The 16,308-nt window shown below is 37.2% G+C and carries 13 protein-coding genes and 1 riboswitch; of the genes, 7 read left to right on the top strand and 6 right to left on the bottom strand.

Translation table 11 applies throughout. The annotated features are described in order from the left end of the window. Positions 1-234: 234 nt before the first annotated feature. Positions 235-570 carry a MerR family transcriptional regulator gene (locus AC07VK_RS04920; RefSeq protein ID WP_029274329.1) on the bottom strand — a complete coding sequence of 112 codons (336 nt, stop codon included), beginning with the start codon at positions 568-570 and terminating at the stop codon, positions 235-237. A gap of 116 nt (positions 571-686) precedes the next feature. Here AC07VK_RS04920 and alaS point away from each other — a divergent pair, with 116 nt between their 5' ends. Further along, complete coding sequence (gene alaS / locus AC07VK_RS04915) at positions 687-3,305, top strand: alanine--tRNA ligase (protein WP_492958752.1); 2,619 nt, start codon at positions 687-689, stop codon at positions 3,303-3,305. A 114-nt stretch (positions 3,306-3,419) separates the two neighbouring features. On the opposite strand, the gene AC07VK_RS04910 is transcribed toward alaS, so the two are convergent. The 3 genes from AC07VK_RS04910 to AC07VK_RS04900 all read right to left on the bottom strand — a co-directional run bounded on the left by AC07VK_RS04910 (position 3,420) and on the right by AC07VK_RS04900 (position 5,258). Beyond that, positions 3,420-3,923 (bottom strand): hypothetical protein, encoded by a 504-nt coding sequence (locus AC07VK_RS04910; RefSeq protein WP_492958751.1) that lies wholly within the window; start codon positions 3,921-3,923, stop codon positions 3,420-3,422. A 127-nt stretch (positions 3,924-4,050) separates the two neighbouring features. Beyond that, complete coding sequence (locus AC07VK_RS04905; protein ID WP_492958749.1) at positions 4,051-4,557, bottom strand: hypothetical protein; 507 nt, start codon at positions 4,555-4,557, stop codon at positions 4,051-4,053. Between the two features lie 101 nt (positions 4,558-4,658). Then, positions 4,659-5,258, bottom strand: coding sequence for a hypothetical protein (locus tag AC07VK_RS04900; RefSeq protein WP_492953534.1), 600 nt, complete (start codon positions 5,256-5,258; stop codon positions 4,659-4,661). Positions 5,259-5,616: 358 nt separating this feature from the next. Here AC07VK_RS04900 and AC07VK_RS04895 point away from each other — a divergent pair, with 358 nt between their 5' ends. The 6 genes from AC07VK_RS04895 (at position 5,617) to AC07VK_RS04870 (ending at position 13,057) form a co-directional block, all read left to right on the top strand. Beyond that, positions 5,617-6,765, top strand: coding sequence for an ATP-binding protein (locus AC07VK_RS04895; RefSeq protein WP_492953533.1), 1,149 nt, complete (start codon positions 5,617-5,619; stop codon positions 6,763-6,765). Between the two features lie 94 nt (positions 6,766-6,859). Then, on the top strand, positions 6,860-8,323 hold the full coding sequence (gene gatB, locus AC07VK_RS04890) for an Asp-tRNA(Asn)/Glu-tRNA(Gln) amidotransferase subunit GatB (RefSeq protein WP_492958747.1): 1,464 nt from the start codon (positions 6,860-6,862) through the stop codon (positions 8,321-8,323). Then, a complete protein-coding gene (locus tag AC07VK_RS04885) occupies positions 8,323-9,435 on the top strand; it encodes a redoxin domain-containing protein (RefSeq protein ID WP_492958745.1) in 1,113 nt (370 codons plus the stop codon). Before gatB ends, AC07VK_RS04885 begins: the two co-directional genes overlap by 1 nt. A 103-nt stretch (positions 9,436-9,538) precedes the next feature. Then, complete coding sequence (locus tag AC07VK_RS04880; RefSeq protein ID WP_029274338.1) at positions 9,539-10,228, top strand: response regulator transcription factor; 690 nt, start codon at positions 9,539-9,541, stop codon at positions 10,226-10,228. A 241-nt stretch (positions 10,229-10,469) separates the two neighbouring features. Beyond that, a complete protein-coding gene (locus AC07VK_RS04875; RefSeq protein ID WP_029274339.1) occupies positions 10,470-11,192 on the top strand; it encodes an RluA family pseudouridine synthase in 723 nt (240 codons plus the stop codon). A 74-nt stretch (positions 11,193-11,266) separates the two neighbouring features. Continuing rightward, entirely contained in the window at positions 11,267-13,057 is a 1,791-nt protein-coding gene (locus AC07VK_RS04870; RefSeq protein WP_492958743.1) for a chloride channel protein, read from the top strand. A gap of 212 nt (positions 13,058-13,269) precedes the next feature. Here the strand turns inward: AC07VK_RS04870 and AC07VK_RS04865 are convergent, their stop codons facing one another. Further along, the gene (locus tag AC07VK_RS04865; RefSeq protein WP_492953528.1) at positions 13,270-14,673 is read right to left on the bottom strand and encodes a sigma-54-dependent transcriptional regulator; all 1,404 of its coding nucleotides are present in this window, start codon (positions 14,671-14,673) and stop codon (positions 13,270-13,272) included. 106 nt (positions 14,674-14,779) lie between these two features. After that, positions 14,780-16,027: a serine hydrolase gene (locus AC07VK_RS04860; protein ID WP_492958741.1), complete on the bottom strand. Its 1,248-nt coding sequence runs from the start codon at positions 16,025-16,027 to the stop codon at positions 14,780-14,782. 83 nt (positions 16,028-16,110) lie between these two features. After that, positions 16,111-16,306, top strand: a riboswitch (cobalamin riboswitch). Positions 16,307-16,308: the final 2 nt, after the last annotated feature.

The raw sequence follows: 16,308 nt of genomic DNA, 5'->3' as shown, positions 1-16,308 counted from the left end.
ATAAATAACTGCCCAAATGGCTTGGGGGAAATAAAAAACAGAGGAAAAAGACAAGCAACAATACATACCATATTTTCATAAGCAGGGGTTAAACCAGTTAAAAAAAAATAGGGGTGATTGATGTTTTGGTTTTGCTAATATAGAAAAATAATTAAAAACCTACAAAAAATGTATTTTTGTAATTACATGAAAGTAATGCAAAGAAAATCGATAATTATAAAGGAAATAAAGTGTTTACAGTTCTTCTGCCAGATTTACCAAAAAGCCTTTCAGTTTTTCTAACGAATCGATAATCTTTTGATTCTCTCTAACACCTGTTTTATTATTCTTTAAATAGTCTTTGGCACCTTTTAATGTAAATCCTTTTTCATCAACAAGATTGAAGATGATCTTTAGGTTTTCAATGTCTTCCGGTGTGAAAAGACGGTTACCTTTCTTATTTTTCTTGGGCTGCAGGATATCGAATTCTTTCTCGTAAAAACGGATCTGTGATGCGTTAACGTTAAACATTTCAGTCACTTCGCCCATGGTATAATACATTTTATTAATGTCTCTTTCTTTATACGGCATATTTTGTGCTTGATTATGAGTGTCTTATATCGATTAATTAAAGTATTCAAATGTAGCTCGATTTTTCCTTAATAACGCAATAAAATTTTAATTTTGTTCCCTCCAATAATATTGAAATGACAGCAAAAGAGATTAGACAGGCATTCCTTAGTTTTTTTGAATCGAAACAACATCATGTTGTTCCTTCCGCACCAATTGTGGTTAAAAATGACCCCACTTTAATGTTTACCAATGCGGGTATGAACCAGTTTAAAGATCTGTTTTTAGGAGAGGCCGCCATAAAATATGCTCGTGTTGCTGATACCCAACGTTGTTTACGCGTTTCGGGCAAACATAACGATCTGGAAGAAGTAGGTATTGATACTTACCACCACACCATGTTCGAAATGTTGGGTAATTGGAGTTTTGGCAATTATTTCAAAAAAGAAGCCATTGCCTGGAGTTGGGAATTATTGACCGAAGTTTACAAAATCCCGAAAGAAAAATTATATGTTACCTACTTCGAAGGTGATGAAAAAGAAGGGCTGGAAAAAGATCAGGAAGCATACGATCTTTGGAAACAATACGTTGATGAAAGCCATATTTTACCGGGAAATAAAAAAGACAACTTCTGGGAAATGGGCGATACAGGACCATGCGGACCATGTTCTGAAATCCATGTAGATTGCCGTACAGATGAAGAAAAAGCTTTAGTTGATGGTGCTACCCTGGTAAATGCCGATCATCCCCAGGTAATCGAAATCTGGAATAATGTATTTATGCAGTTTAACCGTTTAAAAAATGGTTCATTGCAAAGTTTACCAGCTAAACACGTTGATACCGGAATGGGCTTTGAGCGTTTGGTACGTGTTTTACAGGAAAAAACCTCTAACTACGATACCGATGTTTTCCAGCCGATGATTCAGTTTATTGCAGAAAAATCTGGTATAAAATATGGTGCTGACGAAAAAACCGATATCGCCATGCGCGTTATGGCTGATCACATCCGCGCCATTTCCTTTGTTATTGCCGATGGGCAGTTACCTTCCAATAATAAAGCGGGGTATGTCATCCGCAGGATTTTACGCCGGGCTGTACGTTATGCTTATACTTTTTTGAACTTTAAAGAGCCTTTCTTAAATCAGTTGGTTCCTTTATTGGCAGAGCAATTTAAAGGTGTTTTTGACGAATTGATTTCGCAACAGGATTTTGTTCAGAAAGTGGTGCTGGAAGAAGAAGTTTCTTTCTTGAGGACTTTATCAACAGGAATTCAACGTTTCGAAAAATACCAGGCTACTAATGATGTGGTAGAGGGTGCTTTTGCCTTCGAATTATCAGATACATTTGGTTTCCCAATCGATTTAACAGAATTAATGGCCAGAGAAAAGGGTTGGAGCGTTGACCTGGCTGGCTACGAACAGGCTTTGAAAAAGCAAAAAGACGATAGTCGTGCCGCAACAGCCATTGATACAGGTGATTGGATTGTGGTAAACACCGAAGAACAGAGCGAATTTGTAGGTTATGATGATTTAGAAATTGAAACCGAGATTTTAAAATACCGTAAAGTAAAAGCTAAGGGCAAAGAGCAATATCAAATTGTGCTTCGCCAAACACCTTTCTATGCCGAAAGTGGTGGTCAGGTAGGAGATACCGGCCGATTAGAAGACCATAGCCGCCAGTTTTGGGTAGACATTACCGATACTAAAAAAGAAAATGGCTTAACCGTACACTTTACCGATATCTTACCAGATAATTTAGAAGGTAAATTTTGGGCCGTTGTAGATGAAGATAAACGTGTTTTAACGGAAGATAATCACTCAGCCACGCACTTACTGCATGCGGCATTAAAACAGGTTTTAGGCAAACATGTTAACCAGAAAGGCTCGTTGGTTAATGCAGATTACCTGCGTTTCGATTTTTCTCACTTTGCTAAAGTTACTGACGAGGAATTAGCACAGATTGAGGTAATTGTGAATCAGAAAATCCGCCAGAACATTAAATTAAAGGAACAGCGTAACGTTCCTTATCAAGATGCCATTGAAAGTGGTGTAACGGCTTTATTTGGTGAAAAATACGGCGATTTTGTCCGTATGATTACTTTCGACGACCATTTCTCTAAAGAACTTTGCGGTGGTACACATGTAAAGGCTACAGGGCAGATCGGCTCATTTAAAATTGTTTCTGAAAGTGCTGTAGCAGCTGGTGTTCGCCGTATCGAGGCCATCACTGCTGATAAAGCTGAACAATACTTCTTAGACCAACGAAAGGAACTTGGTCATTTAAAAGCATTACTTAACGGAAGTAAAGATTTATCGGCATCTGTTCAGGCTTTATTGGATGAAAATGCAAAACTGAAAAAGGAAATTGAAAAGTCGACAATAGAACGTGTAAATACCTTAAAACATGAAATCGTTCATCATGTAAGAGGAATTAACGGCATTAACCTGATAGCTAAACACATTGACTTGCAAAGTGCCGATGCAGTTAAAAATCTGGCTTTTTCTTTAAAAGATATGGTTGATAACCTGTTTCTGGTTTTCACTACAGAAATTGATGGTAAACCCGGAATAACCGTAATGCTTTCTGATCACCTGGTAAAAAAAGGATTAAATGCTTCTAATATTGTTCGCGAGCTCGGTAAAGAGATTCAAGGCGGTGGTGGTGGACAACCGTTTTATGCTACCGCAGGTGGTAAAAACCCATCAGGTTTAAAAGTTGTTTTGGAAAAAGCAGAGAGTTTTATTCCGCATCATTGATTGAAATAATAAAATAGAACCTGAAATTAATTTACTTCGTAGCTTTCCGCTTCACTACAGGTCAGGGTGACGTTATGTAAAATAAAAAAGAGGCCCTAGAGCCTCTTTTTTATTTTAATGTCTTCCGTGTTTTTCTCTATGTCCTCTAGAAAATAAGCTGGAATTTACGTTTCTATCATGGTATCTGTTATCTACTCGGTAAGATCTGTAATTGTTTCTTGGTGAGCTATAACGGACCCGGTTTCCTCCACCGTATGATGAGCGGTAGTAATTATTGTGATGTGAATAACTTACTCTGTGGCTATTATAATTACGATATGGGCTATTTCCATAAACCACTACTTTTCTTCCGTGGTGCAGATCATAACCTCTATATCTCGCTGGTAAATACCTTGATCTTGTCCACCTGTTCCCACTTAAATAAACAAACTGCCTTTGAGGAACATAATAGTAAGACTGCACTTCTGGGAGATAGTAATAATTAACGTTTTCATAACCTGCAGGCACCCAAGCTGGTTGCGCACCGATATTTACATTAATACTTACCTGAGCGTTAGATTGATTAGATGTTAAAGCCACGATACCTAAAATCGCGGAGATGATAAATAACTTTTTCATAATAATCTATTTTATTTGTGTGTACTTCAATAATTCAAACGCTGTGCCAAAACTTCTATTGTAACAGATATATAAAAAAAGGAGCCTCTTTCGAAACTCCTTTAAATAAACCGATAAAGTTAATGGATTAGTGTTTTCCTTTACCATTTCCATGCCCTTTTCCATTATTTCCATTATTCTGTTTTCCATAAATCTTTTTAGCCTGTCCTGGAGGCATACCATGAGGATGTCCTTTTACTACATAATATTTACGATCTCGGCTATCTCTAATTACCAGCTGGCCTTTATTGCCTTTATACTTGGCATATTTCACCTTATCGTTTTTGAAATTCAAATAGGGCTTAGGCGAATTAATGACTACTTTGTATCCATTATATAAATCGTAATTTCCGTATCTTGAAGGTAAAGAATTGGCAAAAACCCAATCGTTTCCATTTAAATACACAAACTGTTTCTGCGGAACATAATAATAACTTTCCACGTCAGGGAGATAGTAATAATCAACATGATCATAACCCGTTGGTCCCCAGAGCGGTTGAGAGCCGATGTTAACATTTACATTTAACTGTGCTTTTGCGGGGAAACTGAGAAATGAAACCATCATAACTGCAGCCATTAAAAATAATCTTTTCATAATCAATTCATTTAGTGTTTATTATTTATAGCCAAACCACGTGCCAGAAGTAAACAAATAACAAAGGAGCCCCCTTAGAAGCTCCTTTATACAACTAAATATTAATGACGTCCGTTACCGCGGCCTTGATTATTATTTCTTTCAGGACGGTTATCTCTACCATTATTATCCTGAGAACGACCATTATTTTGAGCAGGTCTGGTAACATTTTTTTGTATTACACGGGCAGGGCGGTTATTGTTACGAACTACAGTTACATTTTTGGTCGGTCTTTGATTATATTTTGGATGACCTTTTACCACGTAGTATTTAGTCTCACGGCTATCTCTAATAATAGTTTGATGACCTCCATAGTTTTTATATTTACTATACCTGGTTACATAAATATTATTTCGCAGATATGGTTTTGGTTCATTGATGACCACTTTATAAGCGCGGTACGGATCAAAGTTTCTGTATTGAGCAGGCAAACTGTTTACCCAAACCCAACTTCCACCGTTTGAATAAATGTATTGACCAGAGGGAACGTAATAATAAGCATCAATGTCAGGGAAATAATAATAATCTACATGATCATATCCTGTTGGTCCCCAAACTGGTTGCGAACCAATATTGATATTTAAGCTAACCTGTGCTTTTGCATTGTTTATGCTGAATAATGAAACCATCAGAACTGCAGCAAATAAAACTAACTTTTTCATAATGTTTTTTAATTAAAGGTTTCTTGTGTGTGTTTGCTGAGATAGACAATAGTAATTTACGCTGGTTTAATTAAAGCAATTCCATTTAACATTCTTTAACTATTGTATAGGCCATTGAGTAATTTTACTCAGCCTATTGAGTAAATTGTAAAAACACACATAACTACCTTACTAACAGCTATATACTTACTAATTTTTAATATAATAATTAATGAGTACTGCTATTTTTGTTATAATTATTAACTAGAATTCAGTAATTATTTTGAATTACTAGAGGCTTTTAGTAATTTTACTCAACATATTGAGTAAATTGTTAAAAATGTTTCAAAGGTCTTATTTACAGAAACTTGTAAAGATTATGAATGAACCAAAAAGGTTTATTCAAGTGCTTGTGGGCCCTAGGCAAATAGGCAAAACAACAATGATCAGTCAATTGATCAAGGAAATTAGTACACCTTGTATATTCGAATCTGCAGATGCTGTTGCTGCTTCAGATAGAACTTGGATAGAGCTGATATGGTTTAATACAAGAGCGCTATTAAAAGAACCAGGGGTTGATGAATATATTCTTGTGATTGATGAAATTCAGAAAATTGATAACTGGAGTGAAATTGTGAAGCGCTTATGGGATGAAGACATGCGAAATGGGTTAAACTTAAAAGTAATTTTATTGGGATCTTCTAGACTGCTAATTCAACAGGGATTAACAGAATCATTGGCTGGTCGGTTCGAATTAACTTATTTAGGGCATTGGAGCTTTGCTGAAATGGAGAGTGCTTTTGGTTTTACTGCCGAACAATACGTTTGGTTTGGCGGCTACCCGGGCTCTTCAGGTCTAATCAATGACGAGGAGCGATGGAAAAATTATGTTTCAAATGCTTTGATAGAAACCAGTATTTCGAAAGATATTTTAATGTTAACCCGTGTTGATAAACCGGCTTTAATGAAACGTTTGTTTGAATTAGGTTGTGTATACTCAGGGCAGATCCTATCTTTCACTAAAATATTAGGCCAGCTTTCTGATGCAGGTAATACAACAACATTGTCTCATTACCTGGAATTATTGGATACAGCAGGTTTACTGGGAGGCATTGAGAAATTTGCAGCTGATGTGATTCGCAAGCGTTCATCGAGTCCAAAATTTCAGGTACACAATAATGCTTTGGTAAGTGCCCAAAGAAATGAATTCTTTGAAGAGATAAAAAAACAATCAGCAGAATGGGGGAGAATGGTAGAGTCATCAATAGGTGCGCATTTATTAAATTCTTCGTTTGTAGAAGGTTATAAAGTGTTTTATTGGCGACATAGAAACGACGAAGTAGATTTTATTTTAGAGAAACGAGGTAAAATAATTGGAGTAGAAGTTAAAAGTACAGGCCAGATTACGGGTACTTCCGGTATGAGTGCTTTTAACAAAATGTATAAGCCTGATAAAATACTTTTAGTGGGAGCCGGAGGATTGCCCTGGCAAGAATTTCTAAAAATTTCTCCGTCAAGCCTTTTTTAACGAAAGACTAAATAATAACTATATTTGACACATTAATATTTAACCCCAGATTAAATCTGTGGTTAATAAAACTTATAACAATACGAAGCTTTAAATGCCTTTACAAGAAACAAGCCCCCAAACTGCTTTCGAACTCGTTTCAGGACTAGAAATCCACGTTCAGTTAAATACCAACACTAAAATATTTTCTGCTGATAGTGCATCTTTCGGGGCTTTACCCAATCAAAATATATCTACGGTTTCGCTGGCATTACCTGGAGCCTTACCGAAGTTAAACAAAGAAGTAGTTGCAAAAGCCATCCGTATTGGCCTGGCTTTAAACTGTACCATTAACCAGACCAACCATTTTGATCGGAAAAATTATTTCTATGCCGACTTACCAAAAGGATACCAGATTACGCAGGATAATCAACCCATCTGTGTAAATGGTTTTCTGGAGCTTCAACTGGCTGATGGTTCTACGAAGAAAATCGGAATCAATCGCATTCACCTGGAAGAAGATGCTGGAAAAAGCATTCATGATCAGGACGACAACTATTCGTTGGTTGATTTGAACCGTGCGGGTGTACCTTTAATTGAGATTGTAACCGAACCAGATATTCGCAGTTCGGAAGAAGCTTCTGTTTTACTCAGTGAAATCAGAAAGCTGGTGAGGCACTTAAATGTAAGCGACGGCAATATGGAAGAGGGCAGTCTGCGTTGCGATGCCAATATTTCTATCCGTCCGCAAGGCACTGCTGAATTTGGAACACGTTGTGAAGTAAAAAACCTAAACTCCATGCGCAACGTGCGTAGAGCAATGGATTTCGAATTTGGCCGTCAGGTAGAAGTGATTAGTAAGGGGGGTAAGATTATTCAGAGCACATTGAATTTTGATGCTGATAAAGGCACTACCTCACCAATGCGTACTAAAGAAGAAGCGAATGATTATCGTTATTTTTCAGATCCCGATCTGCAACCCATTTACATTTCTGATAATTGGTTAGCAGAGATTAAATCTTTAATGCCAGCTTTACCAAATGAAATTTCTAAGCAGATGGTTTCAGAATTTGGGATCAGCAAGGCAGATGCGACGCTTTTTGCTGAAGATTTGGACCTGTTGAATTACTTTAATCAGGCACAATCGGCTGTTCACAACAAAAAAAGCTTAATAAATTGGTTAATTGGCCCAATTAGAGCGGTTTTAAATGAAAAAGGGATTACGATATCTGATTTCAAGGTTAATCCCGCACAGTTAGCAGAAGCAATTAATCTGGTTGATGATAAAAAAATCACACAGCAAATTGCCATTCAACAATTATTACCTGCTGTTGAATTACAGGAAAATGCAAAAGTTACCGATCTGGCACAATCATTAAACTTATTGATCTCTGAAAACGGAGACGAATTAATTGGTTTTATTGATGAAGTGTTAAATAAATACCCACAGCAGGTAGAAGCATACAAGAAAGGCAAAAAGGGCGTTTTAGGTCTGTTTGTTGGCGATGTAATGAAACTAGCCAAAGGAAAAGCTGATGCTAAAAAATTAAATGAATTAATACTTGAAAAACTGAAATAATGAGACTAAAACAATTGAGCCTGATCATGCTGATCGCGATTGCCTTCACTGCATGTAAACCCAAAGATAGCTTTACCATTGACGGAACTTTCCAAAACCCAGGTACGGAGAAGAAAGTATTTTTATATGGGATGCAGAATAGCAATATGGTTGCAGTCGATTCGACCAATCTATCAGAAAAAGGTGAATTTAAATTCATCCGTAAAACCCCATCAGTTGATTTCTTTAGGGTATCGATAGGTAACCATGAGTTTATGTTAATTGCAAAAAATGGCGACGACATTAAATTAGAAGCTGATTTGGCCGACAAAACAATGGCTTATAAAATTTCTGGGGCGAATGAGGTAGAAAAATTATCAGAACTAAATACCATTAGAAACAATTTTGCCAAACAGGTGGAAAAACTACAGGCCGATTTCGAAGCGAAAGTAGCAACACAGCCTCAAAACAGGGCGGCCGTGCTGGAATCGATGAAACCTCAGTACGAATCGTACATCAATCAATTAAACACGCAGATCATAAAATTTGCTAAAGACAACAAAGGTACGCTTGCCAGTTTCTATGCCATGAATACTTTGAGTCCGCAGGAATTTGAAGCAGAACTGGTACAATTTGCGGATGAAGTGAAAGAAGAAATTAAAGGCAATGCTACAGTTGATACTTTTGTAAAACAAATGGCACTTTTAAAAGCGGTCCAGGTAGGGCAGGCTGCTCCGGCATTTACCATTAATACAGCTGACGACAAACCTGTAAGTTTATCAGACTATAAAGGAAAATACGTACTGATCGATTTTTGGGCATCATGGTGCCAGCCTTGTCGTCAGGAAAATCCGAATGTGGTTAAGGTTTACAATAAATATAAAAATAAGAACTTCGATATTATCGGCATTTCGCTCGATACCGACAAGGCAGCATGGTTAGGTGCAGTGAAAGCAGATGGATTAGCCTGGGCACACGTTTCGGAATTAAAAGATTTTAATGGTGCAACGGTAAAAAAATACCAGGTGCAAGCTATCCCAACTTCTTACTTAGTTGATCCCTCTGGAAAAATAATCGCTAAAAACCTGCGTGGCGATCAATTAGAGGCATTTTTAGCCAAAACGTTACTTTAAAACAAATTCCATGTTAAACTAATTTAAGTAATTAACAATTTCTTAACTTAGGCTTAACTAAATATTGCATCATAGACACTACTTTCGTAACAAATATTTAACTATGAACAACGCAGGTCAGAAAATATTAATTGTTGATGATGAACCAGATATTCTGGAGCTTATTGAATATAACCTTAAAAAAGAGGGTTATCAGGTTTTCACAGCTACCAATGGCCAAGAAGGAATTACTGTTGCGAAAAAGGTACATCCAGATTTGATTATCCTGGATATTATGATGCCTAAAATGGATGGGATTGAGGCTTGCCGTTTAATGCGTGCAATACCTGAATTCAAGAATACATTTATGGTTTTCTTAACCGCCAGAAGTGAAGAGTATTCTGAAATTGCAGGTTTTAATGTAGGTGCTGATGATTATATCGCAAAACCAATTAAACCACGTGCTTTAGTTAGCCGCATTAATGCAATTTTAAGACGAAATACAGGAACAGAAGAAGTCTCTGAAAACAAATTGGAAATTGGCGATTTAGTAATCGACCGTGAAGCTTATTTGGTTTTTCAAGGCGGTAACAAAGTGGTATTGGCGAAAAAAGAATTTGAGCTTTTATACCTATTGGCATCAAAACCAGGAAAAGTTTATACCCGCGAATCGATCCTTAAAAATATCTGGGAAGATTCAGTAGTAGTAACAAACAGAACCATTGATGTTCACATCCGTAAACTAAGGGAAAAATTAGGCGAAACATATGTATCAACCGTAAAAGGGGTAGGTTATAAGTTTGAGCTTTCTTAAGTAATAATTATAAAAGCTAAAGTTATTAAGCCGCTCTGATCAACATCGGAGCGGCTTTTTTGGACTTAAAATTTTCAATTAGATCCTGAAACAAGTTCAGGAGGACGATACGCGTAAAGAATTCGTCATGCTGAATTCATTTCAGCATCTTTCCAGAATGTGGTCCTGAAATAAATTCAGGGTGACGCCCGCCTTAAAAAAATAAAATCGTATTTTTGCGGTTCATTAATTGCAGCACAGTTTGAAGTTTCCAAATTTTAAAGACCTTATTCTTTTCGAAGACAACGATTTTATTGTTATCAATAAACCTCCATTTTTAGCCTCCCTCGATGAACGCGGTGGATCTGGAGAAACCAATGTATTACGCTTGGCCAAACAGTATAGCGATGATGCACAGGTTTGTCACCGCTTGGATAAAGAAACTTCTGGTGCGCTAATCATTGCAAAAAATCCTGAAGGTTACCGCCATGCTTCTATGCAGTTCGAAAGAAGGAAAGTAAATAAAACCTATCATGCCGTAGTAGATGGGCACGTTATTTTCGATCAGTTAACAGTTGATCTTCCAATCTTGAACGATGGCAATAAAAACGTAACCATTGATAGGGCAGAAGGCAAAAGAGCTGAAACTATTTTCGATTCGTTAAAGTACTACAAACATTATACATTAGTTGAATGCAAGCCAATAACAGGTAGAATGCACCAGATCCGTATTCACTTAGCAACACAAAGGGCAGCCATTGTTGGTGATGATATGTATAAAGGGAAACCAGTTTTTCTTTCATCAATTAAGAGAGGTTATAAATTAACCAAAGGCGAAGAGGAGCAGCCCATTATGAAACGTTTTGCATTACATGCCAGGCATTTGGTTTTTAAAGGTTTAGATGACAAAGATATTGTGATCGATGCACCTTATCCAAAAGATTTTGCAACCTTAATTAAGTTATTGGATAAATTTGATGCATAAAACAGCCCTTTAAATTGGCTCGTTTCGTTGTTTTTGTTACTTTTGGCCTTCGCCCTCTATTAAAAAACAATAGAATGTACATCAGATTTGTAAATTACCTTGATAATATTAACCAATACCGAAAATCTAAAATATCAAACCGTAATTTCTTAATTATCCTTGCCGTAATTGTTGGGGTTTTAGCAGGACTTGCAGCTGCCGCTTTAAAAAGTTTGACCCACCATATCGAAGAATTTCTTCAATCAGACTGGCACTGGAAATATAAATACTACCTGTACTTTATATTTCCGATGATCGGTATTTTCTTAACGGTTTTGTACATCAAATACTTTATCCGTAAAACGAAATTCGAAACGGGCTTACCCCCTTTACTTTATGCCATTTCGAAAAAATCGAGCAAGGTAGAAGCACATAATATTTATTCGCAGATTATTACCGCAGCCGTTACGGTAGGTTTTGGTGGCTCAACAGGTTTGGAAGCACCAATTGTTACCAGTGGATCGGCAATAGGCTCAAACCTTGGTCGTTTACTGGGTTTATCTTATCGCGAAATTACCATGTTGGTGGCCTGTGGCGCAGCAGCAGGTATTGCAGGAGCATTTAATAGCCCTGTGGCTGGGATTGTTTTCGCTATTGAAATTTTATTGCCAGAGTTTACCATTCCTGCGTTTATCCCGCTTTTGTTATCGGCTGCAACAGCTGCAGTAGTAGCAAGATTATTCTACACACAGCAACTTTTCTTTTTGGTTACAGAAGGATGGAAAGTGAACGCATTGTTTTATTATGTAATACTGGCTTGTTTTATCGGCTTATTCTCCATTTATTTTACCAAAGCAAATTATGCCGTAAAAGGACTATTCTATAAAATAAAACATCCTTATACCAAAGTTATTGTTGGTGGTTTAATGCTTGGCGTTTTGGTTTTTCTATTCCCAACACTTTACGGTGAAGGTTACATCACAATAAAGGGCTTACTAAAAGGAGATTACCAGGCGGTAATCAATAATAGTATCTTCGCCGATTACAATACCATTCCGGCTTTAGTAGTATTGTTTACAGTGGTAACCATTTTTATGAAATCGATCGCCACCTTGGTTACCTTAGGCGCCGGTGGTAACGGTGGAACGTTTGCACCCAGTTTAATTATGGGCGGACTAATCGGGTTTATATTTGCCTATGTGGTAAATCTGTCTGGTTTGGCGCAATTAAACGTATCTAATTTTATTGTGGCCGGTATGGCAGCTGCTTTAGGATCGATTATGCATGCTCCCTTAACCGGTATTTTCCTGATTGCCGAAATTACGGGCGGATATATTTTAATGGTTCCGTTGATGATTACCACTGCAATTTCTTACGCCATTAACCGCAGCTCGCAAAAACATTCTATTTATACTAAAGCACTTGCCGATAAGGGTGAGTTATTATCTCATGAGGATAAGGATACAACTGTTTTAAACCAGATGAAACTGAAATATCTGATCGAGAAAACTTATCCTCAATTATATATGAACGATCTGATTTCGGTTAAGATGACCGAGATTATGCATTCGCATAAAAACATTTGCGCTGTAACAGACGAAATGGGCGATTTTAAGGGGATAATTTATATAGAAGAACTATTTAATGAGATGATCAATCACCCTGATAAGGAAAATTTGCAAGCCTCTTATTTAGTACAACCTGCGCCGAACGCCATTACAGAAAATGATGATCTGAAAATAGTATTGGAGAAAATGGAGCAAGATAATGTGTGGATTTTACCTGTATTAACGGCTCAGAACCAATATTTGGGTTTCGTTTCCAAAACTGCAATTTTTAATAAATACCGGGCATTGCTGATGAGGCAGAATGATTACATGGGATAACTCTAAATTCTCCAAGATCGTCATTTCGACCGTAGTGTTCCAAAGGAACTCCTTTGGAAGAGAATTTTTTGTCTGGATATTACTCATAGATATCTCCATTCCGTTGCACTTCAGTCGAGATGACGATTTGTCTATATGTATAAATAAAAAAGTTGGAATGTTCTCGGACAACCTTAAAACATTCCAACCTCAAAACTTTTAAATTTAATCAGTTACTCAGCTCTTTTTAAACCAAATTTCTCAATTTTGCTGTACAAATGGCTTCTCTGGATATCAATCTCATCAGCTGTTTTTGATACGTTCCAATTGTTTTTCTCCAGCTTGAATTTGATAAATTCGCGCTCTGCATGATCTTTATAATCCTGAAAATTATTGAACGAATCGAAAGAAGAAGCTAAGGCTGATCCTCCCGCACCTGCAATCTGTGCACTGGTTGCAGCACCAATGTTTGTACCGCCGCCTGGATTAGCGAATGCACGTACATCATTTTCGGTAATTACCTTATCGCTCAAAATAATCAAACGCTCAATCATATTATGCAGCTCACGCACATTACCTGTCCAGGGCAAAGCTTGTAAAGCAGCCATACCGCCATCATTTATTTTCTTAACAGGCATCCCATAATCGCTGCAGATATTCTCTAAAAAGTTCTGGGCAATAACCGGAATATCATCGGTACGTTCCGTTAAATGTGGAACATGGATATTGATTACATTTAACCGGTGGTACAAATCCATACGGAAGTTACCATCTTCGATTTCTTTCAATAAATCTTTATTGGTTGCCGCTAAAACACGAACATTTACTTCAATTTCCTTTTCACCACCTACACGCGAAATTTTATGCTCTTGTAGGGCACGTAAAACCTTTGCCTGGGCAGAAAGGCTCATATCGCCAATCTCATCTAAAAATAAAGTACCGCCATTAGCCAGTTCAAATTTACCGATGCGTTGTTTAACAGCAGAGGTAAATGAACCTTTCTCGTGACCAAACAACTCGCTCTCAATCAGTTCTGATGGAATAGCCGCACAATTCACTTCGATTAAAGGGCTATCGGCGCGGTTCGATTTTTCATGTAACCACCTAGCTACCAACTCCTTACCACTACCATTTGCACCAGTAATTAATACACGTGCTTCGGTAGGAGCCACACGTTCTATGGTTTCTTTAATTTTAGAAATGCTTTCCGATTCGCCTAAAATTTCACGGGTTTTACTCGCTTTACGTTTTAAAACCTTGGTTTCAGTAACTAAATTTCCACGGTCTAAACCATTACGGACCGTAATTAATAACCGGTTTAAATCTGGTGGTTTCGAAATAAAATCGAAAGCTCCTTTTTTACTGGCTTCAATGGCAGTTTCAACTGTTCCATGACCAGATATCATAATGAATGGCAAATCGGGTTTAATGATCTGTGCCTGCTCGAGCACTTCCATACCATCCATCTTATTCATCTTGATATCACAAAGTACCAGGTCGAAATTTCCTTTTTTGATCATTTCGAGGCCATCGATACCGTTATCGATATCTTCAACATCGTAATTTTCGTACTCCAGAATTTCGCGTAGGGTACTCCTTATCGCGCGCTCATCGTCAATTATTAATAATTTAGCCATTAGAGATGTATTCTTTTATTTGAAATGCGAATATATTATTTTTTAATTAATGTATAGTTTTTTATACAATTAATACGCTATAAACCTAAAAAGATGGGAAAGGTTTTTAATAAGCATAATCCATTTTGAACTTACTTAAATCGGGCTTCTGTTTTTTAGTTCTTTTTAGTTCCAATTCGTAAATCGTTCTTCCCAGATTTTTCATGAAAGGGAAACAAACCGTTTCGTACTCGTATTTATTGTCGTTGAAGATACCATCCTCATTGCTCTGCACAACTGCGGTTAAGAAATATTCAATTCCGTTTTTAAAATCAACAAAATAGGAGTTATCGATAATGTAGCCGTAACTATCACCATATTTATTGAAAATGCGGATATTTGGATCTGGCGTTACCTGTTCTCTACCATAATACAACATCTTGGCATAGGTTGGCCAAAACGCTTTCGGATCGTATTTAGGAAAATCACTTTCCGTTGGGTACTTGCTCATATAAGTATAAATGAGTTTATAATCCGCTTTGCTAAGGTTAAATCTTTCTTTAGCCGGAAAAGCCTCAGGAAAGATCAATTTCTGCATGAGTTTTTGTTGATCGTTAATGGCGAAAGCATTTTTCCCCGCTAAACTGAAAGGTTTGTTTACCAGCTTGTCGGTGCTGTCCATGTATCCGGTACCCATTACCAGGTTGCTTAATTTCAATTCATACGCTTTTGGGTCGTACTGCGCCGGTTGATCATACACCAATTGTTCACCATTGTAAAATTTGATGGGATTGGTATGTTTCGCAGATTCTCCTGCGTCGCCAATGGCCAGACGGTTTAAAATACGGCTATCGTATAATCCGTTCGCTTTCAGTTTTTCATTAATTTCGGCACGACCAACAAACTCGAATAAACGGTTAAAGGCATCATTATCACTGGTAAGCAAAATCTTTTTAACGTAATGTTCTATTGATGGAAGCCCATTTTTAGCACTTGTATCTGTCAAAACCTTCGTTTGTCCTTTATAGGCACTATCTATAATCATCGCACTTTTAATTGTTAAACCTGTATTTTTCAACCGGTTTACTTTCTCTAAAGCAAAAATGACTGCAGCAAGTTTAACCGTACTTGCAGGATAAAAATAATGATGCGGATCGAGATTGTAACTAAAGGTTTTAAATGTAGGTTTATTCTTCGCATCTCGGTTAACCTGTGTATAAAGAATCTGGATCTGGTTTTGATCAGGATGATTGAGTACCGCAGAAAAAAGTTCTGGCCTGGTTTCCATCAGTTTCTTCAGAAAAACAGTATCGGTTTTTTGCGCCATAACAGATAGGCTTATTAATGAAAAAGCAACAATTAATATTCTTTTCATAAGTGAAAATTTGATTCCTAATTTAGTCTTTTCTGTTAAAATCACCATTTTCCATCATCCATTTTACATGTTGTTTAATTTTGCTAGTTTTGCAGCGCTTTTGGTTTCCGGCTTTACACCCGGAATTAAAAGGGAATACAGTGTAAATCTGTAACTGTCCCGCAGCTGTAAGCTCCTTAACGGATTTCCAATCAATCTGCCACTGTTCCGACTCGTCGGGATGGGAAGGCCGGAAACCCGGGAGTAAGTCAGAAGACCTGCCTTAGCATTATATTTCATAG

The sequence above is a fragment of the Pedobacter sp. GW821-FHT01D05 genome (assembly GCF_059422505.1).
The sequence above is the reverse complement of the archived record's forward strand: the minus strand, read 5'-3'. Positions and strand labels throughout refer to the sequence as shown.